The organism is Pseudomonas sp. FG86 (genome assembly GCF_057808775.1).
The window spans coordinates 76,170-98,748 of record NZ_JBMDIS010000019.1 but is presented as its reverse complement, the minus strand read 5'-3'; the positions used below and the strand labels follow the sequence as shown (position 1 = coordinate 98,748).

General features: G+C 62.3%; 20 protein-coding genes. 14 read left to right on the top strand and 6 right to left on the bottom strand.

Going from position 1 to position 22,579, the window contains the following annotated elements; genetic code table 11:
* Positions 1-19: 19 nt before the first annotated feature.
* The 5 genes from ACODSV_RS14950 (at position 20) to ACODSV_RS14930 (ending at position 4,797) form a co-directional block, all read left to right on the top strand.
* Positions 20-343: a PepSY domain-containing protein gene (locus ACODSV_RS14950; protein ID WP_024076280.1), complete on the top strand. Its 324-nt coding sequence runs from the start codon at positions 20-22 to the stop codon at positions 341-343.
* Positions 344-425: 82 nt separating this feature from the next.
* Complete coding sequence (locus ACODSV_RS14945; RefSeq protein ID WP_024076281.1) at positions 426-896, top strand: DUF2271 domain-containing protein; 471 nt, start codon at positions 426-428, stop codon at positions 894-896.
* Positions 897-921: 25 nt separating this feature from the next.
* The gene (locus ACODSV_RS14940) at positions 922-3,102 is read left to right on the top strand and encodes a PepSY domain-containing protein (RefSeq protein WP_150054357.1); all 2,181 of its coding nucleotides are present in this window, start codon (positions 922-924) and stop codon (positions 3,100-3,102) included.
* The gene (locus tag ACODSV_RS14935) at positions 3,092-4,099 is read left to right on the top strand and encodes an FAD:protein FMN transferase (RefSeq protein ID WP_150054363.1); all 1,008 of its coding nucleotides are present in this window, start codon (positions 3,092-3,094) and stop codon (positions 4,097-4,099) included. The genes ACODSV_RS14940 and ACODSV_RS14935 overlap by 11 nt, the downstream gene beginning before the upstream one ends.
* A complete protein-coding gene (locus ACODSV_RS14930) occupies positions 4,096-4,797 on the top strand; it encodes a VIT1/CCC1 transporter family protein (RefSeq protein WP_024076284.1) in 702 nt (233 codons plus the stop codon). Before ACODSV_RS14935 ends, ACODSV_RS14930 begins: the two co-directional genes overlap by 4 nt.
* Before the next feature lie 7 nt (positions 4,798-4,804).
* On the opposite strand, the gene ACODSV_RS14925 is transcribed toward ACODSV_RS14930, so the two are convergent.
* Positions 4,805-5,467, bottom strand: a complete 663-nt coding sequence (locus tag ACODSV_RS14925; RefSeq protein WP_150054356.1) for a C39 family peptidase — start codon at positions 5,465-5,467, stop codon at positions 4,805-4,807.
* Between the two features lie 233 nt (positions 5,468-5,700).
* Here ACODSV_RS14925 and ACODSV_RS14920 point away from each other — a divergent pair, with 233 nt between their 5' ends.
* The gene (locus ACODSV_RS14920; RefSeq protein WP_168232119.1) at positions 5,701-5,862 is read left to right on the top strand and encodes a hypothetical protein; all 162 of its coding nucleotides are present in this window, start codon (positions 5,701-5,703) and stop codon (positions 5,860-5,862) included.
* Here the strand turns inward: ACODSV_RS14920 and ACODSV_RS14915 are convergent.
* Complete coding sequence (locus tag ACODSV_RS14915; protein WP_041161254.1) at positions 5,859-6,269, bottom strand: PA0061/PA0062 family lipoprotein; 411 nt, start codon at positions 6,267-6,269, stop codon at positions 5,859-5,861. The two genes, ACODSV_RS14920 and ACODSV_RS14915, sit on opposite strands and share 4 nt — an antisense overlap.
* A 240-nt stretch (positions 6,270-6,509) precedes the next feature.
* Here ACODSV_RS14915 and ACODSV_RS14910 point away from each other — a divergent pair, with 240 nt between their 5' ends.
* The 4 genes from ACODSV_RS14910 to ACODSV_RS14895 all read left to right on the top strand — a co-directional run bounded on the left by ACODSV_RS14910 (position 6,510) and on the right by ACODSV_RS14895 (position 13,077).
* Positions 6,510-9,731, top strand: a complete 3,222-nt coding sequence (locus tag ACODSV_RS14910; RefSeq protein ID WP_150054355.1) for an efflux RND transporter permease subunit — start codon at positions 6,510-6,512, stop codon at positions 9,729-9,731.
* The gene (locus ACODSV_RS14905) at positions 9,721-10,890 is read left to right on the top strand and encodes an efflux RND transporter periplasmic adaptor subunit (RefSeq protein ID WP_024076288.1); all 1,170 of its coding nucleotides are present in this window, start codon (positions 9,721-9,723) and stop codon (positions 10,888-10,890) included. The genes ACODSV_RS14910 and ACODSV_RS14905 overlap by 11 nt, the downstream gene beginning before the upstream one ends.
* Complete coding sequence (locus ACODSV_RS14900) at positions 10,874-12,292, top strand: efflux transporter outer membrane subunit (protein ID WP_150095182.1); 1,419 nt, start codon at positions 10,874-10,876, stop codon at positions 12,290-12,292. Before ACODSV_RS14905 ends, ACODSV_RS14900 begins: the two co-directional genes overlap by 17 nt.
* 326 nt (positions 12,293-12,618) lie before the next feature.
* Positions 12,619-13,077: an REP-associated tyrosine transposase gene (locus ACODSV_RS14895; protein WP_454844112.1), complete on the top strand. Its 459-nt coding sequence runs from the start codon at positions 12,619-12,621 to the stop codon at positions 13,075-13,077.
* Positions 13,078-13,208: 131 nt separating this feature from the next.
* Here the strand turns inward: ACODSV_RS14895 and ACODSV_RS14890 are convergent, their stop codons facing one another.
* Together ACODSV_RS14890 and ACODSV_RS14885 are read right to left on the bottom strand one after the other, a co-directional pair.
* A complete protein-coding gene (locus ACODSV_RS14890; protein WP_017848962.1) occupies positions 13,209-14,096 on the bottom strand; it encodes a lysophospholipid acyltransferase in 888 nt (295 codons plus the stop codon).
* 40 nt (positions 14,097-14,136) lie between these two features.
* Positions 14,137-14,694, bottom strand: coding sequence for a DNA-3-methyladenine glycosylase I (locus ACODSV_RS14885; RefSeq protein WP_150054602.1), 558 nt, complete (start codon positions 14,692-14,694; stop codon positions 14,137-14,139).
* Positions 14,695-14,775: 81 nt separating this feature from the next.
* Here ACODSV_RS14885 and glyQ point away from each other — a divergent pair, with 81 nt between their 5' ends.
* The 4 genes from glyQ (at position 14,776) to ACODSV_RS14865 (ending at position 19,172) form a co-directional block, all read left to right on the top strand.
* Positions 14,776-15,729 (top strand): glycine--tRNA ligase subunit alpha, encoded by a 954-nt coding sequence (gene glyQ, locus ACODSV_RS14880; RefSeq protein ID WP_003213601.1) that lies wholly within the window; start codon positions 14,776-14,778, stop codon positions 15,727-15,729.
* Positions 15,726-17,780: a glycine--tRNA ligase subunit beta gene (gene glyS / locus ACODSV_RS14875; protein ID WP_150054603.1), complete on the top strand. Its 2,055-nt coding sequence runs from the start codon at positions 15,726-15,728 to the stop codon at positions 17,778-17,780. The genes glyQ and glyS overlap by 4 nt, the downstream gene beginning before the upstream one ends.
* Positions 17,780-18,319, top strand: a complete 540-nt coding sequence (gmhB, locus tag ACODSV_RS14870) for a D-glycero-beta-D-manno-heptose 1,7-bisphosphate 7-phosphatase (RefSeq protein ID WP_172831391.1) — start codon at positions 17,780-17,782, stop codon at positions 18,317-18,319. The genes glyS and gmhB overlap by 1 nt, the downstream gene beginning before the upstream one ends.
* An 82-nt stretch (positions 18,320-18,401) precedes the next feature.
* Entirely contained in the window at positions 18,402-19,172 is a 771-nt protein-coding gene (locus tag ACODSV_RS14865; RefSeq protein WP_024072561.1) for a lysophospholipid acyltransferase family protein, read from the top strand.
* Between the two features lie 181 nt (positions 19,173-19,353).
* Here ACODSV_RS14865 and ACODSV_RS14860 read toward each other — a convergent pair whose 3' ends face one another.
* Together ACODSV_RS14860 and ACODSV_RS14855 are read right to left on the bottom strand one after the other, a co-directional pair.
* Entirely contained in the window at positions 19,354-21,633 is a 2,280-nt protein-coding gene (locus ACODSV_RS14860) for a CHASE2 domain-containing protein (protein WP_150095321.1), read from the bottom strand.
* A gap of 3 nt (positions 21,634-21,636) precedes the next feature.
* Entirely contained in the window at positions 21,637-22,569 is a 933-nt protein-coding gene (locus tag ACODSV_RS14855) for a FecR family protein (protein ID WP_223817836.1), read from the bottom strand.
* Positions 22,570-22,579 lie beyond the last annotated feature (10 nt).

Genomic DNA, 22,579 nt, shown 5'->3' with positions numbered 1-22,579 from the left:
ATCGAATCGGAGATAGATCATGAAACCCGCTTTTATTGCCAGCACCGCCCTGCTGAGCGTCCTGCTCGGCAGGTACGCCCTGGCCGATGACGACTGCCGCGAGCCGGTCAACGACTGGCAACCGCGCGAAACCTTGCGCCAGCAGGTCGAGCAGCAATACGGCTGGAGTGTGCAGCGCATCAAGGTCGACGACGGTTGCTACACGCTCAAGGCCACCGACCGCAAGGGCAATGCGATCGAAGCCAGCTACGCACCCGCCTCGCTTCGCCTGCGCAAACTGGAAATCCATTTCGGCGACAACGGCGACGCACGGGATTACCTCGACCGCCCTGGTGCTCAATGAGCCTGACGCTTTCCAAGGCTTTCAGGTTGCTGTCAGCCAGCAGGTCCAGGCTTTCGCCACAACGCTCAACCAGGACATCCCCATGAAAACACTCTTCGCTGCAACCTGCCTCGCCGGCGCCCTTGCTCTCCCGAGCCTGGCCCAGGCCCGAGAAGTCACCCTGACCACCCAGCTCAAGCCCTACAGCGGCAACGGTGCGTACCTGGCGATCTATGTCACTGACGCCAACGGCCAGTACCAGAAAACCCTTTGGGTGGCCGGCAAGAAAGCCAAGTACTACCGCCACCTGAGCGACTGGGCCCGTGGCAGCGGCATGAACCCAAGCGAGTTTGACGGGCTCAGCGGTGCCAGCGTCGGCAGCGGCGACACCCTCACCGTCAGCGTTGAACTGGCCGACACCTTGATCGATGCCGGGTATCAGATCCGTATCGACAGCGCCGTGGAAGACAAACGCGACAGCCGCGCCGACGTCAGCGTTGCCCTGACATCGAGCGGGTCGAGCAAGCCGGTCAGCGGCAACACTTACGTCGAGTCGTTTACCTACGCCCTGTAGTACTCGCCACTTCTGGAGGCTGAACATGCTTCGCCAGTTCCACTCACTGCCCGGACTGATCGCCGCCCTGCTGGTCATGATCATGGCCATCAGCGGCGCAGTGTTGTCCGTCAACCCAGCGCTGGAACGCCTGCACAGCACGTCAATCGAGGCCGGGCAGCTCAATGTCGGCCAGTTGGCCGGACGCATCGCCCAGCATTTTCCGGGGGTGGAGCAGATTCAGCGCACCGCGTCCGGGACGTTGATCATCTACTACAACCAGGACGGCCAGGCCGCTGCGCAAACGGTCGATCCACTGACGGGCGAGGGCCTTGGCCCCTACGAACCGTCGGCCGTTTCGCGCTGGGTCAAAGACCTGCATCGCTCGCTGTTCATGGGCACCGCAGGGCATGGGGTCGCGGGTATCGGCGCGTTTTTCATGCTGATCCTTTCAGTGTCTGGCGCGCTGTTGCTGGCGCGCCGCCTGGGCGGCCTGCGCAACCTGCTGCGACCGCTGCGGGGCACGTTCAGCCAACGCTGGCATGCCGAAGTCGGGCGCCTGGCGGTGCTTGGCCTGTTGCTCTCGGCCCTGACGGGGCTCTACCTGTGCGCCACCACCTTTGGCCTGGTCGCCGACGGCAGCCAGAGCGAGCCGGCCTTCCCGACCGCCATCAGCGCCGGCGCGGCGCAGCCGGTGGCCAACCTGCAAGCCTTGCAGGCCACCGACCTGAATGACCTGCGCGAACTGGTATACCCGAGCCCCGGTCACCCGCAGGACGTGTTTTCCCTGCGCACCGCCCAGGGCGACGGCTACGTGGACCCGGTCAGCGGCGCGTTGGTGTCTTATCAGGCCCATGATTCGCTGCATGACCTTTACCAATTGATTTATCAATTGCACACCGGTGAAGGCCTCTGGTGGCTGGGCTTGTTCCTTGGCCTCTGCGCCCTCAGCGTGCCCCTGATGAGCGTGACCGGCATGCTGCTCTGGTGGCGCCGCCGCAAGGCCGGCCCGCGCATTCGTCATAACAGCCCTGCCCACGCCGCCGACAGCGTGATTCTGGTGGGCAGTGAAAACAACACCACCTGGGGCTTTGCCAGCACCTTGCATGACGCGCTGCACCAGGCCGGCCATCGGGTGCATAGCGCAGCGATGAATGAATGGACAGGGGATTACCGCAGCGCGCAGCGGGTATTGATCCTGACGGCCACTCACGGCGACGGCGACGCGCCCGCCTCGGCCACACAGTTCCTCAAACGGCTGGAGCAATGCGCGATCAAACCCGGCCTGCCTTTTGCCGTACTGGGTTTTGGCGATCGACAGTTTGCGCAGTTCTGCCAATACGCCCACGTCGTGCAGGCCGCCATGGAGCAGGCCGGCGGCGTGGCGTTATTGCCACTGGAAACCATCAACCGCCAGTCCTCCCAGGAGTTCATGCGCTGGGGCCTGGACCTGGGTGAAGTCCTCGGGCAGGCGTTGAAACTGGTCCACAACCCTGAGCGACCACGTACCCATCAACTGGTACTGGCCGAATGCACTGTCTATGGCGAGCAAGTACAGGCACCGACCCACGTCCTGCGGTTCAAGGCACCCGGCGGGCTGCCGCGTTTCCAGGCCGGCGATCTGGTCGGCATCTACCCGCCGGGCAGCCCGTTGCCACGCTTTTATTCGCTGGCCAGCAGCCGTGACGATGGCGTACTGGAGATTTGCGTGCGCAAACACGAAGGTGGGCTGTGCTCGGGTTTCCTGCATGGCCTGGCAATCGGCGCGTCGATCGAAGCCTTTATCCAACCCAACCCGCAATTTCGCCCGGCGTCGGGTGCACACCCGGTGATCCTGATTGGTGCGGGTACCGGCATTGGCCCCCTGGCCGGTTTTATTCGCAACAACAAGGCCAGGCACCCGATGCACCTGTATTGGGGCGGGCGTAACCCGGCGTCGGATTTCCTCTATGAACCGGAGCTCAACCGTTACCTGGCCGACCACCGCCTGACCACGTTACGCGCCGCGTTTTCCCAAGTGCAGGACCGCAGCTACGTGCAAGACCGGTTGATCAACGATGCCCTGGCGTTGCGGCGGCTGATTGAAAAAGGCGCCCAGGTGCTGGTGTGTGGCAGTCGCGAGATGGCCAAAGGCGTGATGCAGGCCCTGGATGAAGTACTGGTGCCACTCAACTTGAGTGTGCAAGCCCTCAAGGCACAAGGACGCTACCGTGAAGATGTCTACTGATAGCCAACGCTACAGCCTCAACGGCGAGACCATGGGCACGCGCTACAGCGCCGTGTTCTATGCCGAGGCGGGCCTCGACATCGAGGCGATCAGCCGCAGCCTGGCCCAGGCCGTGGAGCGGGTGGACCAGCAAATGTCCCTCTGGAAAGCCGATTCCGACCTCAATCGCCTCAACGCCGCCCCCGAGCAGACCTGGCTGCCGGTGCCCAAGGAACTGGCCAGCGTATTGGCGACAGCACTGCGGGTCAGCCAGCAATCCGCCGGCGCCTTCGACATCGCGGTCGGTGACCAGGTCGAGGCCTGGGGCTTTGGCCCCGGCGCACCCACGATCACCGCACACAACGTCGACACCCTGGCGCCACGCCCCCGTCTGAGCGCCCATGCGGGGTTGACGGTGGACCTGCAACGACATCAAGTGCGCAAACACGCGCCGCTGCACCTGAACCTCAACGCGATCGCCAAAGGCTTTGGCGTCGATGAACTGGCACGCTGCCTGGACGGTTTCGGGCTGACCCGCTACCTGGTCGGTATCGACGGCGAAATGCGGGCCCGAGGCGTCAAGCCGGATGCCCAACCTTGGGTCGTGGCCATTGAAAAGCCGTGCCGGGGCCGGCGGGAAGTCATGGGCGTGATGGAGCTCTGCGATGCAGCCATCGCCACCTCTGGCGACTACCGGCACTGGGTTGACCTCAAGGGGCGACAGTATGCCCACACCCTTGACCCGGCCACTGGCGCGCCCTTGTGCAATACAATCGCCGCCGTCACGGTGGTAGCCGCCTCGTGCATGCTTGCCGATGCCTGGGCCACGGCGTTGATGGTGCTCGGCGAGATCGAAGGCCCACGCCTGGCGCAGGCGCTCGGTATGGACGCGCTGTTCGTGCTGCGCGAGGGTGACCAACTCAAGGAAATATCGATTGTCGGCGGCATTCTGCAGGCGCAGATTGAGAACCGTCCGACCCAAACCCCGCCAACAAACGCGAGTCCCGCTCAACCATGAAATTCATGCACCGGCACACCGAGTCCCATCGCAGTGATCGTATCGGCTGGCTGCGCGCCGCAGTCCTGGGGGCCAACGACGGTATCGTCTCCACCGCCAGCCTGCTGATCGGCGTCGCTGCCGCCAACGCTACCCACGCTTCGCTGCTCGTCACCGGCATGGCCGGGTTGGTGGCGGGCGCAATGTCCATGGCGGCCGGCGAATACGTTTCCGTGCATTCCCAAGCCGATACCGAGCGGGCCGACCTGTCACGGGAACGGGCGGAGCTGGCGAGCAACCCGAAGGCCGAACATAGCGAGCTTGCCCACATCTACATGCACCGCGGGGTGTCACCCGAACTGGCCCACCAAGTCGCCGATCAGTTAATGGCACACGACGCCCTGGGCGCACATGCCCGTGACGAGTTGGGCATCAGCGAGGCACTCACGGCCAAACCGCTGCAAGCGGCACTCGCCTCGGCCGCCAGTTTTGTGGTCGGTGCCGCATTGCCACTCGCGGTAACGGTGATCGCGCCGCCCCACAGCGTGGTGCCGTGGATATCCGGCATGTCCCTGCTGTTTCTGGCCAGCCTGGGCGGCGTCGCGGCCAAGGCCGGCGGAGCAAGCATCATCACCGGCGCTTGGCGAGTGACCCTGTGGGGGGCACTCGCCATGGGCGTTACGGCGACCGTAGGAGCGCTGTTTGGCGCGGTGGTGTAGGTGGCGCTTACTTTTTCTCAGCCAACACCTTGAGCGCCTGCGCCGCTGCCTGCTCCTGCCCGGCCTGGGCAGTGGCGTTGGCGGCTTCACGCCAGCGTTGTGCGTCCACGTTGGCCGGCAACTGGCTCGGGCGCTGGGTCAGGATGGCCCAGTGTCCGGCGCTCTTCCACGCCGATTCAAAATCACTGAAGCCCATCAACAGTCGCCGGTCCATGCCTGAACGCAACAACACGGTGCTCTTCTGCTGGTTAAAGCCGACCACCACCACGTAGTGCGGTTCAGACCAGAACCGGCCACTGATGCGCGCCATCACCGGGTAGCCCGCCGCCACCTGCGCCAGCACCGCGGTCAGCTTGGCCTCCAGCGGGTACACCATCAGCCCGTACTCACGCGCCAGCACCTGCATGTTGCGCTCCAGATCAGCCTGCGCAGCGGGCAAGCGCAGCGGTTTATCGAGCAAGCCCGGTGTCATCACAATGCCTTGTTGCGACAGCATGCTGGCTAATGCCGTAGGACCGCTCTGATAGGCATCGCTGCGAAACGTCGGGACGCCATTGAGTTCAACGCGCTCCGGCAAGCCCGCAAGCTTCGACGGATGACCGGAACAGGCCGCCAGCCCGAGGGCACAGGCCAGCAACCAGGATGTTTTAACGTTCGACCGTAACCGCAATTTTTTACTCTCTTGATCAACTGTCGGTGAGGGGCCTGATCATAGCCCAATCGCGCCGACAGTAAACCGCGGGCAATGGCGTTCTCTATAGCCGAGAACCCCAGTAAACACGCGGTGATAGAGCAAACAAGTTGGATGGACACGACCATTGGTCAATAGCAGGCAACCGCCGGGTAGCTAGACTGTCCATTGAGAAGACTGTGTGTGCCCCCTACGGGGCGAAGGAGGCCCGAATGAGCCTTGCAACAACGATTGTCCTGTTGATCTGCGGTTGGCTGGCGGTAGCCGGCGCCATGTTGTGGGGGGTGTTGCGCATTACCCGCCGGCACCATCACCCCCACGCCAGACCCACTGCGCCCGCCAAGCCGCATAAGCGCGCGGTGCACCACGCCTAGCCAGGCATGCAATTGAAGTCCTGCGTCGCGGCGACTTCCTTACCGTGACCATCCATCAGGGATGCGCGCACAGTGGTGCCCAGGCTGGATTCCACCAGGGTGTAGTGTTCACCCGCCTTGAAGTGCTTGTACTCCACGCGGCCCTGGCAATCCTGCTGGTTATCGTCGCCCGGTTCCTCCTCATAGAGCGTCACATCCAGGCGGTGGTCCCCCGGTGGCACTTCAAAAAAGCGCCCGTCATCCACGCGTTTGCCATCCACGCGCTCGGCCATCAAGTCATTCGGGGCTTCTTCCTTCAAGCCGATCCAGGCTTCGCTCGGGTCAGCCTTGGGAATCGGGCCGGCACAGGCCGACAACAACAAGACCGCGCCCAGGGCGGGAATCAGCAGGAGTGGTTTAAGTGACAGGTTTTTCAAGTTCATGGCAGGGCTCCAAAGGACATCGATCAAGGCGCTGGACGCAGAAAAGTGACTCGCGTCCGATGGGGTACAAGCTTGAGGAGCTCGCCTTTGTAGAACAAATGAATACACATGAAACGATCTTCAGCGCATAACTAAAACTTCCTTCACCTGGCTGAAAGGTGCGTGTTAGGTGGGTCGGTCAAGACTGCCGGGGTTTGCAATCCTGCTCCCTCCGGAGGTTCACGCATGCTCGGGCTGGTAAAGACCGCACTGCAAAAGCCATACACGTTTATCGTGCTGGCCATATTTATCTGCATCGTCGGGCCCATGGCGGCCCTGCGCACCCCCACCGATGTTTTTCCCGATATTGGCATCCCCGTCGTCGCCGTGGTGTGGCAATACAACGGCCTGTCGCCGGACGCCATGGCCGGTCGGGTGATCTACACCTATGAACGCTCCTTGAGCACCACCGTCAACGACATCGAACATATCGAATCGCAATCGCTGCCCGGCATGGGCATCGTCAAGATCTTCTTCCAACCCGGCGTGGATATCCGCACCGCCAATGCCCAAGTCACGGCGGTGTCACAAACCGTACTCAAGCAAATGCCGCCGGGCATCACGCCGCCGCTGATCCTCAACTACAGCGCCTCGACGGTGCCGATCCTGCAAATGGCGTTCTCCAGCCCGACGCTGTCTGAAGCCAGGATCCGCGACCTGGTGCAGAACAATATCCGCCTGCCCTTGAGCGCCCTGCCCGGCCTGGCCATGCCCACGCCGATGGGCGGCAAACAGCGCCAGATCACCCTCGACCTCGACCCGCAGGCGCTGGCCGCCAAGGGCTTGTCGGCACAGGACGTGGGCAACGCCCTGGCGCTGCAAAACCAGATCATCCCGGTGGGCACCGCCAAGCTCGGCCCCAACGAATACACGATCCTGCTCAACAACAGCCCGAAGGCCATCGATGAGCTCAACGACCTGCCGATCAAAACGGTTGATGGCGCACTGATCACCATCGGCCAGGTGGCCCACGTGCGCGACGGCTCGCCGCCGCAGACCAATATCGTGCGCGTCGACGGCCATCGCGCGGTGCTGATGCCGGCGTTGAAAAACGGCAGCATCTCGACCCTGTCGATCATCGACGGCATCCGCCAGATGCTGCCGCGCATCAACGAAACCCTGCCGCCGTCGCTGAAGACTTCGCTGTTGGGCGACGCCTCGGTATTCGTCAAGCAATCGGTGGGCAGCGTGGCCCAGGAAGGCATCATCGCCGCGCTGCTGACCAGCGCAATGATCCTGTTGTTCCTCGGCAGCTGGCGCTCCACGCTGATCATCGCCGCATCGATTCCCCTGGCCGTGCTGTCGGCCATCGCGCTGCTGGCGGTCAGCGGGCAAACCCTTAACGTGATGACCCTCGGCGGGCTGGCGCTGGCGGTGGGGATCCTGGTGGACGACGCCACGGTGACCATCGAAAACATCAACTGGCACCTGGAACAAGGCAAGGCGGTGAAGACCGCGATCCTCGACGGCGCCGCGCAGATCGTCGGCCCGGCATTCGTCTCCCTGCTGTGCATCTGCATCGTATTTGTGCCGATGTTTTTGCTGCAAGGCATCGCCGGTTACCTGTTCCGGCCGATGGCCCTGGCGGTGATCTTCGCCATGGCCAGTTCGTTCATCCTTTCGCGCACCCTGGTGCCCACCCTGGCGATGTTCCTGCTCAAGCCGCACACGCCGGAGCCCGGTGCGGGGCATCATCCGGAAGATGACTTCATCAACCACCACGAAGGCGAGCAGCACCGCCAACCGCGCAATGCCCTGCTGCAATCGGTGCTGAATTTCCAGCAGGGGTTCGAGCGTCACTTCTCGAATATCCGCGACACCTACCATGGCCTGCTGACCCTCGCGCTGGGCACCCGCAAGGGCTTTATCGTCGGCTTCCTGGCCTGTGTGCTGGCGTCGTTCCTGCTGCTGCCGAGCCTCGGCCAGGACTTCTTTCCCGCCACCGATGCCGGCGCATTGGCGCTGCATGTGCGCCTGCCGCTGGGCACGCGGATCGAAGAAAGCGCGGCGGCCTTCGACCGGATTGAAGCGCGGATTCGCGAAGTGATCCCCGCCGAAGAGCTGGACACCATCGTCGACAATATCGGCATTCCGCTGAGCGGCATCGACATGGCCTACAGCAGCAGCGGCACCATCGGTCCGCAGGACGGTGATATCCAGGTCAGCCTGAAAAAGGGCCACGCGCCCACCGCGGACTACGTGAAAAAACTGCGTGAGGCGCTGCCGCAGAGTTTCCCCGGCAGCCACTTCGCCTTCCTGCCAGCGGACATCAGCAGCCAGATCCTCAACTTCGGCGCGCCGGCTCCGCTGGACGTGAAAATCTCCGGGCGCAGCGATGAAGAAAACCGCGCCTATGCCGTGGAGCTTGAGCGTCGACTGCAACACGTACCCGGCATCGCCGACCTGCGTATCCAGCAGTCCACCGGCTACCCGTCGCTGCAAGTGAATGTCGACCGTATGCGCGCCAACGGCCTGGGCATTACCGAACGGGACGTGACCAACAGCATGGTCGCCTCCCTCGCCGGCAGCTCGCAAACCGCACCGACCTTCTGGCTTAACCCGGCCAATGGCGTGTCCTATTCCATCGTCGCCGCCACCCCGCAATATCGTCTCGACAGCCTGCCATCGCTGGAAGCGCTGCCGGTGACCGGTGCCGACGGCCAGTCGCAGATCCTCGGCGGCGTGGCGACCATCTCCCGCGTGCAAAGCCCGGCAGTGGTCACGCACTACAACATCGAACCGACCCTGGACCTGTACGCCAACGTGCAAGGCCGTGACCTCGGCGGCGTGGCCCGCGACGTGCAAAAAGTGCTGGACGACACCGCATCGATGCGTCCCAAGGGCGCGGTGATCAGCCTGCATGGCCAGATCGATGCGCTGCACGAAGCCTTCAGCGGCTTGAGCTTTGGCCTGCTCGGCGCGGTGGTGCTGATCTACCTGCTGATCGTGGTCAACTTCCAGTCGTGGGTCGATCCGTTCGTGATCATCACCGCATTGCCGGCGGCGCTCGCAGGGATCGTGTGGATGCTGTTCCTCACCGGGACGTCGTTGTCGGTGCCGGCATTGACCGGCGCGATCCTGTGCATGGGCGTGGCCACCACCAACTCGATCCTGGTGGTGAGCTTCTGCCGCGAACGCCTGGCCGAGCATGGCGATGCTCTGAAGGCCGCGCTGGAAGCCGGCTATACGCGCTTTCGCCCGGTGTGCATGACGGCCCTGGCGATGATCATCGGCATGTTGCCCCTGGCCCTTTCCGAAGAACAGAACGCGCCCCTTGGCCGAGCGGTGATCGGCGGCTTGATCTGCGCCACCGTCGCCACCCTGTTATTTGTTCCCGTGGTCTTCAGCCTGGTCCACGGTCGTCACTCTACTCGCGCAGTTGCTGGAGAAAACCCACATGTCGTCTGATCACAACCCCTCGCGCAAGCGTCTGATGCTCATGGGTGTCGGCGGCCTGACCCTGGCCGCCCTGTTGGTCGCCAACGGCCTGCATGCCCGCACGATGCACGAACAATCGGTCACCGCCTGGACCGAAACCGCCGCCATCCCCCAAGTCATGGTGTTCCAGCCACAACAGAACGTGGCCGGCGACACCCTGCGCCTGCCCGCGCACCTCGAGGCCTGGAGCAAGGCGCCGATCCATGCGCGGGTCAGCGGTTACCTGAAGGACTGGAAAGTTGATATCGGCAGCCAGGTCAAGGCCGGGCAAATCCTCGCCGAGATCGACAGCCCCGACCTCGACCAGCAACTGGCGCAAACCCATGCGCGCCTGGTGCAGCAACAGGCCAATGCACGCTTGGCCGAAACCACCGCCACACGCTGGCAAAACCTGCTGGGCAGCCACTCGGTGTCACGCCAGGAAGCCGATGAAAAAACCTCCAACGCCGCAGCCGCAAAGGCCAACGCCGAGGCGGCCGCGGCCGACTATGCACGGCTATCGGCGCTGGAAAGCTACAAGACCATCCGGGCCCCCTTCGCCGGCACCATCACCGCGCGCAACACCGATATCGGCCAGTTGATCAAGGCCGATACCGACAGCGATCCGGAACTGTTCAACATCGCCGACACCCACCAATTGCGCCTCTATGTGCCGGTACCGCAGAACTATGCGGCGGTGATTCACCCAGGGTTGGAAGCCGAACTGACGGTGCCTGAGCATCCCGGCAAACACTTCAAGGCGCGCCTGATCGGCGACTCCACCGCCATCGACCGTCGCTCCGGCACCCTGCTCGCGCAGTTCGTCGCCGACAACCCCCACGGCGAACTGCTGCCCGGTGATTACGCCGAAGCCACCCTGCCGATTCCGGCGGATACTCATGGCGTCAGCATCCCGGCCAGTGCGCTGATCTTCCGTGCCCAAGGCACTCAGGTCGCGGTGCTCGATGCGCGGAACCATGTGCACCTGCAAGACATCCATATCGGCCTCGACCTCGGCGAACGCCTGGTCATCGACCAGGGCCTGAAACCCGCTGACCGCATCGTCGACAACCCGCCCGACGCCCTGCGCGAAGGCGACCCGGTGCAACTGGCCGACGCCTCCGGAGGTGCGCATGCGCCCAAGGCTTAAGCCCCTCGCGGCGTTGATGCTGCTGGCATTGCAAGGCTGCTCGATGGCGCCGACCTACCACGTGCCGTCGATCGACCTGCCGGCGAACTACCGCGAACAGACCAGCGACGGTCCATGGCACAGCGCGCAGCCGTCCGACCAACTGGCGCCGCAGTGGTGGACGCTCTACCACGAGCCGCGCCTGAATCAGCTGCAACAACAACTGATCGAGGCCAACCCGGACCTGGCGGCAGCGCTGGCGCACTTCGATGCGTCCCAGGCGTATGCCAGCCAACTGCATGCCGGGCTGTTCCCGCAAATCACCGCCAGCGCGCAGCCGTTGCGCCAGCGCCAATCGGATTCACGGCCGCTGCGCGGGGATACGCAGCCATCGGTATACAACAGCAACACCGCCGGTTTTTCCCTGAGCTACGACCTGGACCTGTGGGGCAAAATCCGCAACCAGGTCGCGGCCGGTGATGCCCAGGCGCAAGCGTCCGGCGATGACTTGGCCGTGGCGCGCCTGAGCCTGCAACATCAGCTGGCGACGCTGTATGTGCAGCTCAATGGGCTGGATGCACAGCGTCGGATTCTCAACCGTTCGCTGGAGGATTACAGCCAGGCACTGCAACTGACGCGCAGCCGTTATGAAGGCCAGATCGCCTCCGAACTGGACCTGACTCGCGCGCAAAATCAACTGGCCGAAGCCAAGGCACAACTGGATGAAGTCACCGGCCAGCGCAACCTCACCGAACATGCGATCGGTGAACTGGTGGGCGTGGCGGCCAGTGACTTTACGCTGCCGCAGAGCCAACACCTGATGACCCTGCCCGGGATTCCCTCGCAGTTGCCCAGCCACCTGCTGCAACGCCGCCCGGATATTGCCGCGGCGGAACGCCGGGTGTTTGCCGCCAATGCGAATATCGGCGTGGCCAAGGCGGCGTGGTATCCGGATTTCAGTTTGACCGGGTTGATCGGGGGGCAGACGCAAGGGGTGGGCAACCTGCTGTCTGCGGGGAATCGATATTGGGCGCTGGGGCCATTGGTGAATTTACCGATCTTTGATGGCGGGCGCTTGAGTGCCAATGAACGCCAGGCCAAGGCCGAGTTTGAAGAGGCGTCGGCGCAGTATCGCAGCCGGGTGCTGAAGGCCGTGCGTGAGGTGGAAGATAACCTGGCGCAGCTCAGGGATTTGCAGCAGGAGGCACAGGATGAACAAGCCGCGGCAGATGCGGCGCAGCACACCCAGTCCCTGGCGATGAACAGCTATCAGGCGGGCGCGGTGAGTTACCTGGATGTGGTGACGGCGCAGACGGCGGCATTGCAAGCCCAGCGGACATTGCAGGCGGTGCAGACGCGGCAGTTGCAGGCGAGTATCGGCTTGGTCACAGCCCTGGGCGGCGGTTGGCAGCCTGAGGCCTGACAACGCCCTCAGGCACCGTTCAGGCTAAATGCAGGAGGACAGCCAGTTCATCCGTAGCTGACCCACCGCTATCGGGGGCAAGCCCCCTCCCACACTGATGCTGTGTCAGACACATACTGTATGAACACCGCAGCTCCCCTGTGGGAGGGGGCTCCCTCCCACACTGATGCTGTGTCAGACACATAATGTATAAACGCCGCTGAGCCCCTGTGGGAGGGGGCTTGCCCCCGATAGCGCCCTTCCAGACACATCCTGCCAACAGCCTGCCCATCAGCCTCTTGCCCTCCAATCTAGCCTCTCCAGGCACATCTTGAGAGGGCCAGGGAATGGCAGATTTACCCGCTTCACACCGCCTGCGCATCGGCCGCGTCAGCGAACCCAACCGCATCTACCTCATCACCACCAACACCCACGAACGCATACCGATATTCAACAATTTCCATCTCGGTCGCTTGGTGGTCTGGCAATTTCGGTTAGCCCAGTACCAAGGGCTGGCGAACTCCCTGGCTTGGGTGGTCATGCCGGACCACTTTCATTGGATTGTCGAGCTACAGAAAGGCTCGCTGGCGGATTTGATGCGGCAGGTGAAATCCAAGAGCACGCGATCCGTCAATGGCGTAAGTGGTCGCAAGGGGCGGCTCTGGCAAGAGAGCTTCCATGACCGGGCACTGCGCAAGGAAGATGACCTGGTAAAAATGGCCAGGTATGTGGTGGCGAATCCATTGCGGGCGGGGTTGGTGGAACGGATTGGCGACTACCCGTTGTGGGATGCCATCTGGGTCTAACGTCAAACGCAGTTCAAAACGTGGGAGGGGGCTTGCCCCCGATAGCAGGGTGTCAGCCAATGCATATTTGGCTGAACCGCCGCTATCGGGGGCAAGCCCCCTCCCACATTTGGTTTTGTATTGGCCTTGGGTCAGTACCACCGCGCCTCACCCGGCGGGCGCTTCTTGAAGCGTTTCATGCTCCACATGTACTGGCTTGGGTAGGCGCCGACGTAACGCTCCACCACCTTGCTCATCGCCGCGCAGGACGTAGCAGTGTCGGTGCTGTACATGTCTTCCGGCGCCGCTTCCAGGATCACTTTGTAGCCCGAGCCATCCGGCAGGCGCAGCGCATGCAGGAAAACACCGACGGCCTTATGGCCGGCGAGCATGTTCGGCACGAACTTGCTGGTCAGCGCCTGCGTAGCGAAGAACGGCACGAAGATCCCGGCGGATTCCGCCGGTTCAGGGTCGGCGGGGATGCCCACCTGGCCACCTTTGCGCACTTCCTTGATCACACTGAGGATGCCTTCCTTGGTGGAGGCGGCCACGCGGTTACCCAGTTGCACGCGCTGCTTGCGTAATAAGTCGTCCACGGCCTTGAGCTTGGGCGGGCGGTAGAAAATGATCGGTTTGCACTGGCTGCAATAGAAATGGTTCAACACTTCCCAATTGCCCAGGTGGCTGGTGATACCGACTACACCTTTGCCTGAGGCCAGGGCTTCATGCAGCACTTCCAGGCCCTCGACCTCGCGCACCAGGTCGATGGAACGCTGCGCCGGCCAGATCCAGGCGCAGGCGCTTTCGGTCAAGGACTTGCCGATGTCCATCAGGCTGCGGCCCACCAGGCGCTCGCGTTCGGCCGGGTCCATGTCCGGGAAGCACTTGGAGAGGTTGATCCGCACCGTGTCGCGGGAGCGGTTGGGGGTTTTCCACATGATCCAGCCAATGGCCGAACCCACGGCTTGCACCGCGCGCCAAGGCAGCAGGGCAAACAACCGAAGAGCGCCTACCAGCAAGGCGCCTTTAAACTTTTCCACAGGTCACTCCTGATCGTGTGTAGTGCGCAAAGCGCGCATTCTAACCGGCGTTGGCCAGGTCCGCGTAACGGTCACAGTCCTGGGTGTGGTCCATGACCATGCCTGAAGCCTGCATGAACGCGTAGCAAATGGTCGGGCCGACAAAGGTGAAACCGGCTTTTTTCAGGGCACGGCTCATGGCCTCAGCCTCCGGCGTAATCGCCGGGACTTCGCTGCGGTCCTTGAAATGATTGATCTTGGGCACGCCGCCGACAAACGACCAGAGCAATCCCACGGGGTCCTCCAGCGCCAGCCAGGCCGCGGCATTTCGGCGGGTCGCGTTGAGCTTCAAGCGATTGCGCACAATGCCTGGGTCGAGCATCAACGCTTCGATATCAGCGTCGGTCAGGCGCGCCAACCGCTGCGCATCAAAACCGAACAAGACCTTTCGATAATGCTCGCGTTTGCGTAAAACGGTGATCCAGGAAAGGCCCGCCTGGAACCCTTCGAGCAAAAGCAACTCGAACAAACCCTGCGCGTCGCGCAGCGGCGTTCCCCACTCCTGATCGTGATAAGCCATGTACAGCGGATCTTCAGAACACCAAAAGCAGCGTGGCATAAGGCTCCAGGGGATGGTGGCGCGGCCGAATCGGGTATACTCCCGCTCTTTAAATCGCAGCCCAAGTAACAGGTGAATTTCGTGAGCCAGCCTACGCCAGCCGTGCGTACCTTCCAAGACTTGATCCTCGCCCTCCAGCAATACTGGGCCGAGCAAGGTTGTGTGGTACTTCAGCCCTACGATATGGAAGTAGGCGCCGGCACTTTCCACACCGCAACCTTCCTGCGGGCCATCGGCCCGGAAACCTGGAACGCCGCTTATGTGCAGCCCAGTCGTCGCCCGACTGACGGCCGCTACGGCGAAAACCCTAACCGTCTGCAGCACTACTACCAGTTCCAGGTGGTACTGAAGCCGAACCCGGACAACTTCCAGGAGCTGTACCTGGGCTCGCTGAAACATGTCGGCCTGGACCCGCTGGTCCACGACATCCGTTTCGTCGAAGACAACTGGGAGTCGCCAACCCTGGGCGCCTGGGGCCTGGGCTGGGAAGTCTGGCTCAACGGCATGGAAGTGACGCAGTTCACCTACTTCCAGCAAGCGGGCGGCATCGAGTGCTACCCGGTGACCGGCGAGATCACCTACGGTCTTGAACGCCTGGCCATGTACCTGCAAGGCGTGGACTCGGTCTACGACCTGGTGTGGGCTGACGGCCCGTTCGGCAAAGTGACTTACGGCGATGTGTTCCACCAGAACGAAGTGGAGCAGTCGACCTATAACTTCGAACACGCCAACGTCGAGAAGCTGTTCGAACTGTTCGACTTCTATGAAAGCGAAGCCAAGCGCCTGATCGAACTGGATCAGCCGCTGCCGTTGCCGAGCTATGAAATGGTGTTGAAGGCGTCCCATACCTTCAACCTGCTGGACGCCCGCCGTGCCATCTCGGTAACCGCGCGTCAGCAATACATCCTGCGTGTACGCACCCTGGCGCGTTCCGTCGCCCAAGCCTACCTGCTGGCTCGCGCCAAGCTGGGCTTCCCGATGGCCACCCCGGACCTGCGTGATGAAGTGTTGGCTAAGCTGGAGGCTGCACAATGAGTGCTCAAGATTTCCTGGTTGAACTGGGCACCGAAGAGCTGCCACCCAAGGCATTGAACACCCTGGCCGATGCGTTCCTGGCCGGTATCGAAAAGGGCCTGCAGACCGCCGGCCTGAAGTTTGCCGCGAAAAAAGTCTATGCCGCGCCACGTCGCCTGGCCGTGTTGCTGACCGCGCTGGAAACCCAGCAGCCGGACCGCAGCATCAACCTCGACGGCCCGCCACGCCAGGCGGCTTTCGACGCCGAAGGCAACCCGACGCAAGCCGCACTGGGCTTCGCCAAGAAGTGTGGCGTCGAGCTGAGCGAGATCGACCAGAGCGGCCCGAAACTGCGTTTCAGCCAGGTCATCAAGGGCAAGCCGACCGCCAGCCTGTTGCCGACGATCGTTGAAGACTCCCTCAACGACCTGCCGATCCCTAAGCGCATGCGCTGGGGGGCACGCAAGGAAGAGTTCGTGCGCCCAACCCAGTGGCTGGTGATGCTGCTCGGTGACCAGGTCATCGACTGCACCATCCTTGCCCAGAAAGCCGGCCGCGATTCCCGTGGTCACCGCTTCCACCACCCGCAAAGCGTACGTATCACCGCGCCGGCCAACTACCTTGATGACCTGCGTGCAGCGTACGTGCTGGCGGATGCCAATGAGCGTCGCGAGCTGATCAGCAAGCGCACCGAAGAGCTGGCCCGCCTGCAGGAAGGTACTGCCATCGTGCCGCCAAGCCTGCTCGACGAAGTGACCGCCCTGGTTGAATGGCCGGTGCCGCTGGTGTGCTCGTTCGAGGAACGCTTCCTCGACGTGCCGCAGGAAGCGCTGATCACCACCATGCAGGACAACCAGAAGTATTTCTGCCTGCTGGACGTGGACGGCAAATTGTTGCCGCGCTTTATCACCGTGGCCAACATCGAGAGCAAGGACCCGCAGCAGATCATCGCCGGTAACGAGAAAGTCGTGCGCCCGCGCCTGACCGACGCCGAGTTCTTCTTCAAGCAAGACAAGAAGCAGAAGCTCGAAGACTTCAACCTGCGCCTGCAAAACGTGGTGTTCCAGGAAAAACTCGGCAGCGTCTACGACAAAGCCGTACGGGTTTCCAAGCTGGCGGCCTACATTGCCCCGCGCATTGGGGGTGACGCTGCATGGGCCGCGCGTGCCGGCCTGCTGTCCAAGTGCGACCTGGCCACCGAGATGGTGGGCGAGTTTCCGGAGATGCAAGGCGTTGCCGGTTACTACTACGCCCTCAATGACGGCGAGCCGGACGATGTCGCCCTGGCACTGAACGAGCAGTACATGCCGCGCGGTGCTGGCGCCGAGTTGCCGACCACCCTGACCGGTGCAGCCGTGGCCATCGCCGACAAACTCGACACCCTGGTGGGTATCTTCGGTATCGGCATGCTGCCTACTGGCAGCAAAGACCCCTATGCCCTGCGCCGGGCGGCGCTGGGCGTGCTACGGATCCTGATCGACAAGAAGCTCGACCTCGACCTGACCCAGGCCGTGGTGTTCGCTGTCGGCCAGTTTGGTGGCAAGGTCAAGCAAACCGGCCTGGCTGAACAGGTACTCGAATTCGTATTCGACCGCCTGCGTGCGCGTTACGAAGACGAAGGCGTGGACGTTTCGGTGTACCTGTCGGTACGTGCCCTGCAACCGGGTTCGGCGCTGGACTTCGACCAACGCGTACAGGCCGTACAAGCGTTCCGCAAGCTGCCGGAAGCCGATGCCCTGGCCGCCGTGAACAAGCGTGTATCGAACCTGCTGAGCAAGGCCGAAGGCCTGGGCAACGCCGATGTCGACCCTGGCCTGTTCGCCGATGCCAAGGAGTTTTCGTTGAACTCGGCTATCGCCAAGGCCGAAAACGCGGTGAAGCCGCTGATCGCCGAACGTAACTACGCCGAAGCCCTGGCACGCCTGGCCACCTTGCGTGAGCCGGTGGACGCGTTCTTCGAAGCGGTGATGATCAATGCCGAAGATGCTGGCGTGCGGAAAAACCGCTACGCCATGCTGGCGCGTCTGCGCGGCCTGTTCATCAACATCGCTGACATTTCCGTACTGGGCTGATCATGTTGAAACTGCTGATTCTCGATCGGGACGGAGTCATCAATTACGACTCCGACGCTTACATCAAGTCGGTGGCGGAATGGATTCCATTGCCCGGTTCGATCGAGGCCATCGCGCAGTTGAGCAAAGCCGGCTGGACGGTGGCCATTGCCACCAACCAGTCCGGCATCGCCCGCGGCTATTACGACATCGCCACACTGGACGCCATGCACGCGCGCTTGCGCACATTGGTGGCCGAGCAGGGCGGTGAGGTGGGGCTGGTGGTGTACTGCCCCCACGGGCCGGATGAGGGCTGCGATTGCCGCAAACCCAAGCCTGGCATGCTGAAAACCATTGCAGAACATTACAACGTGCCCCTGGCTGGGCTATGGTTCGTCGGGGACAGCCTCGGTGACCTGGAGGCGGCCAAAGCCGTCGACTCTCAGCCAGTTTTGGTTAAGACCGGGAAAGGCGAAAAGACCCAGGCGAAAAACCTGCCGGTAGGCACCTTGATTTTTGACGATCTGGCGGCGGTTGCCGCAGAACTTATCAACAACTAGCCGCCCTCGACTTCCTGACCAAGGACTGTTCGGGAGTGCGCTTTTAACAGGCGGGCGTTGTCCCGCAACGGTAAATGCCGCCATGTCGATTTTGCAGGCCATCAGAACCTTCTTCTTTTACCTGCTGTTGGGCACCAGCTCGTTTCTCTGGTGCACCCTGAGCTTTTTTATCGCGCCCTTCCTGCCGTTCAAGGCGCGCTATCGCTTCATCAACGTCTATTGGTGCCGCTGTGCGTTGTGGCTAACCAAGGTGTTCCTGAACATCCGTTTCGAGGTCAAGGGCGCGGAAAACGTCCCGGACCAGCCTTGCGTGATTCTGTCGAACCACCAGAGCACCTGGGAGACATTCTTCCTGTCGGCGTACTTCTCGCCCCTGAGCCAGGTGCTCAAGCGTGAACTGCTGTACGTGCCGTTCTTCGGCTGGGCCATGGCCATGTTGCGGCCGATCGCCATCGACCGTGACAACCCCAAGGCCGCACTCAAGCACGTGGCCAAGAAGGGTGATGAGTTGCTCAAGGACGGTGTGTGGGTGCTGATCTTTCCGGAAGGTACACGCGTGCCCTACGGTACCGTCGGCAAGTTCTCCCGGGGCGGCACCGCGTTGGCGGTCAATGCCCACCTGCCTGTGTTGCCCATTGCCCACAACGCCGGCAAGTTCTGGCCAAAGACCGGTTGGGCCAAGCGTGCTGGAACTATCACCGTGGTGATTGGCGAACCGATGTACGCCGAGGGGGAAGGGCCGCGGGCCATTGCCGCGCTGAATGACCGCGCTGCCGCGTGGAACGAAGCCCAGCAACGCGCCATGGGTTCGCTGCCACCGGAGCCGGTGGTGGTCGAGACGCCGGTGATTTGAGGTTCTGTGGATAACCTGTGTACGGATTGTTGGCAAATTGGCATTTTTACCGTCTAACAACCTGATTTAATTACATATTTCCCCGCATCATAAAATCCATAAAAACGTGCATAAGTTTTTTGCGCAGTAAAAAACCGGTCCTTGAGACCGGTTTTTTATACACAGCCGAATAGTACGCGGGTCAGTCTTCCAACAACGGCAGCTGCAGACTGAATGTGGTGCCTTTGCCTACCACGCTTTCACACCTGATAAGGCCACCATGGCGCTCTACAACGGCCTTGACCATGGTCAGCCCCAATCCAAGACCTTCACTGCCTTGGGCGGACTCGAAGCGCCGATACTGGCTGAACAGCTCGGGTAAATCTTCAGCGGCAATCCCCGGGCCCTGGTCGCTGATGCGGCATTCCAACCAGCCTTGTACGCTGCTGTGTCTCAACCTTACCGTGGTACCGGACGGGGAATACTTGATCGCATTCTCCAGCACGTTGAACAACGAACGCGTGAGCAACGATTGATCGGCTGAAACCATGCCTTCGTCCGCCTCGTCGAGGTCATGGACCAAGTGAATGCCCTTGAGCTGCGCGATCAGCGCCACCTGGTCGAAGGCATCCATCACCAGCATGGCGAACAGCGTCGGCTGGAATTGGTAGCCGTCAGCTTCCGCCTTGGCCAATTGCACGAAGGACTCGGTGAGGCTCAAGGCACGTCGAACCTGTTGCTCGATCTGGGCGAATACGGGCGACTCACCATTGTGCACATCCAACAGCGCGAGGATCGCCGAGTGGGGTGCGCGCAAGTCGTGAGAGAGGAAGCGCAGCATGGTCTCGCGGTGCTGCTGGGCCTCACGCTCCTTACTCAGGTCCGTCAGGCTCAGTAGCCATCCGAGTGCGACGTCACCGTCGGCGGGCAAAAGCGGCGCAAGTTCCATTCGCAGACTGCGTTGATGAATGTCGCGGAACTCGACGAGTTCGAGCGCCGCAAGCGCGGGTCGCACGCCGTTATGCAACGGTGGATACCCCAGGTCAGCGAGTTGTTCGAGAAGGTTTTCGCTGACCAGGTCATTACCGAACACATCGCGGGCGATGCGGTTAGCCAGCAGGATGTTGCCTTTGGGGTCGGTGATCAGCGTCGCCACCGGCAGGCACTCCAGGCCATCGGCCATAAAGCGGCGAGTGTCCCGCGTACGACCGACAGCTTGCTCAAGGGCGAAGATACGCGCCTGCAACACATCCCCCTTGCTGGCCGGCGCGCGACGGCGTTCGGGCAGTACTTTGGGTTCGTTATCCAGCCGCGCCAGTTCCCAGCCGAAATAGGCGAGGATCACACTCAAGCGGCGCCAATTCCAGATCAGGTAACTCAACAGCAGGCCAATCAGGCAGGCCGCCGGCGACCACCAGTGCCCCAGGCGTAACAACGCCCAGGAACCGAGCAGCGCAACCGCCATGCAGCCCAGCGTCATCCACAATGCATAGCGCGGCCGGTACAGCAGCAGGCCGAGCAACAACGCCACCAGGAACGTCGCCATCGTTGCCGCCAACCAGCCAGGCAGATCGACAATGCTGCGCCCTTGCAGCAAGCCATTGAGCACGTTGGCCTGGATCTCCACCCCCGCGGTCGTGCCCACGGTGGAGGAGAGGGGTGTGACGAACCGGTCACCCATCCCCGAAGCGGTAGCCCCCACCAGGATCAGGCGATTACGTAGCAGTTCGGAAGGGACTTCACCGTGTAATACGCTGACGTAGGACACGCTGGGAAAATGAGTGTGCGGCGCGATGAAAGGGATACGGATGGCGTGCTCGCGATGCCAGGTTTGAGCACTTGAATCCTGGGGCTCCCCCGGCATGGCCTGGGCTTCGCCGCTCAACTGGTACGCCAACCACGCCAACTGCGCAGCGGTGGCTGCAGGCGGTCCTTCACGCATGTACAGGCTGCGCACCACGCCGTCGCTGTCCGCCTCAACATTAATATGCCCAACGCCCTTGGCGCATTTGAGCAGCGGCAGCATCTGCTCCCCTGGCTCGCTGTAGCTGGCGGTGCCCTCGCGCACCAGTGGCAACAGCACATTCCCCGCGTTGCACACTGCCTCGGCCAGGCGTTTGTCGTTGGCAGCGTTGCCGGGCTCGCTGAAGATCACATCAAACAGAATGCCTGCCGGTTGCGCGGCACTCAGGCGATCGATCAAGTCGGCGTGCAAGCTGCGTGGCCAGGGCCATTGGCCGAGCTTTTTCAAGCTCGCGTCATCAATTGTTACCAGCAAGATGCGTGGGTCAACGGGTAAGGGGGTAAGACGGCGCAGGCTGTCATACAACGGATTGTTCAGGGCGAGGCCGGGGCTCAAGGACAGATAGGCCGTGATCGGCAGCAACAGTAAACCGATCCACAACCACTCGCGGACCAACCCGTGGAACAGGCGTTGGGCATGGGTGGGTTGGCGTTTCTCGGCCTTGCGCCAGAACATCATTGGTCAGCCACCGGAAGCCTGCGCCTGCGTGGCGGGCGGGTAGTAGAAGATGTCATAGACCCCGGTTTCTCCTTCCAGGCCATGCTCGTCATACGCCGATACACGAACGTGATAGAACGATGCCTTGAGCCCAGTGAAGCTCATTTTCGGCTCACTGGAAAAGTTTTCCTGCTGGATGTTCATAAAGGCTTTATCAGTCGCCACTTGGGCGCGATACCGCCGGGCACCGGGCAACGGTCGCAGGTACAAACGCCAGACCGGCGCATCACCTTTCTGCCCATCCTGGCCGATAAGCCTGGGCGCGGACAGTAACTCAACGGGGTGAAGATCACCTTGTTGCTTGAACAGCAGGCCTTGCCGGCCATCGACCTTGACCTCTGCTTCGGCAGGCGCGGTTTTCAGGGCGCGATTGACCGCCACCTGACCATCAAGCACCTCCAGCATGGACTGTTCACCGTCATCACGTACTCGAAAGTGCGTGCCTCGCACACCCAACACCCCGACAGGGGTGATGATCTGGAACCGGTCGTAATCACTGGCTCGCTTGATCACATACGCTTCAACCTGGCCTTGTTCGAGTATGACCTGCGGAATCGACCGCTTCTCGACCAGGCGCAAGCGCACCTGGGAACTGGAGGGCAGCACCAGCCGCGAGCCATCCCCCAACGACAGGCTGACAAACGCCGACGCCGATGTCTTCACACCCTCCTGCTCATCGATGGTCATGCCTTCCTGCAAAGGCATTGCCTTGCCTCGCGGGTCGAGTTTCCAGGCATCCCCGGTGACATGCTGGACGACGGCCGGCAAAGGTTGCGCACGGCAAAGAAAATCATCATCGAGGTAGGGGGGACGCGTCTTGGCACCGGCGCTGGCCGAAGCTACCAGGATCAACAGGGCGGGGAGGGTACGGCGCGTCGCGCGGGGAGAGAGGGTCATGGTGCTCATT

Coding starts and splice junctions, on each gene's coding strand:
- ACODSV_RS14950 (WP_024076280.1), top strand. CDS start 20: ATGAAACCCGCTTTTATTGCCAGCACCGCCCTGCTGAGCGTCCTGCTC.
- ACODSV_RS14945 (WP_024076281.1), top strand. CDS start 426: ATGAAAACACTCTTCGCTGCAACCTGCCTCGCCGGCGCCCTTGCTCTC.
- ACODSV_RS14940 (WP_150054357.1), top strand. CDS start 922: ATGCTTCGCCAGTTCCACTCACTGCCCGGACTGATCGCCGCCCTGCTG.
- ACODSV_RS14935 (WP_150054363.1), top strand. CDS start 3,092: ATGTCTACTGATAGCCAACGCTACAGCCTCAACGGCGAGACCATGGGC.
- ACODSV_RS14930 (WP_024076284.1), top strand. CDS start 4,096: ATGAAATTCATGCACCGGCACACCGAGTCCCATCGCAGTGATCGTATC.
- ACODSV_RS14920 (WP_168232119.1), top strand. CDS start 5,701: ATGAGCCTTGCAACAACGATTGTCCTGTTGATCTGCGGTTGGCTGGCG.
- ACODSV_RS14910 (WP_150054355.1), top strand. CDS start 6,510: ATGCTCGGGCTGGTAAAGACCGCACTGCAAAAGCCATACACGTTTATC.
- ACODSV_RS14905 (WP_024076288.1), top strand. CDS start 9,721: ATGTCGTCTGATCACAACCCCTCGCGCAAGCGTCTGATGCTCATGGGT.
- ACODSV_RS14900 (WP_150095182.1), top strand. CDS start 10,874: ATGCGCCCAAGGCTTAAGCCCCTCGCGGCGTTGATGCTGCTGGCATTG.
- ACODSV_RS14895 (WP_454844112.1), top strand. CDS start 12,619: ATGGCAGATTTACCCGCTTCACACCGCCTGCGCATCGGCCGCGTCAGC.
- ACODSV_RS14885 (WP_150054602.1), bottom strand. CDS start 14,694: ATGCCACGCTGCTTTTGGTGTTCTGAAGATCCGCTGTACATGGCTTAT.
- glyS (WP_150054603.1), top strand. CDS start 15,726: ATGAGTGCTCAAGATTTCCTGGTTGAACTGGGCACCGAAGAGCTGCCA.
- ACODSV_RS14865 (WP_024072561.1), top strand. CDS start 18,402: ATGTCGATTTTGCAGGCCATCAGAACCTTCTTCTTTTACCTGCTGTTG.
- ACODSV_RS14860 (WP_150095321.1), bottom strand. CDS start 21,633: ATGATGTTCTGGCGCAAGGCCGAGAAACGCCAACCCACCCATGCCCAA.
- ACODSV_RS14855 (WP_223817836.1), bottom strand. CDS start 22,569: ATGACCCTCTCTCCCCGCGCGACGCGCCGTACCCTCCCCGCCCTGTTG.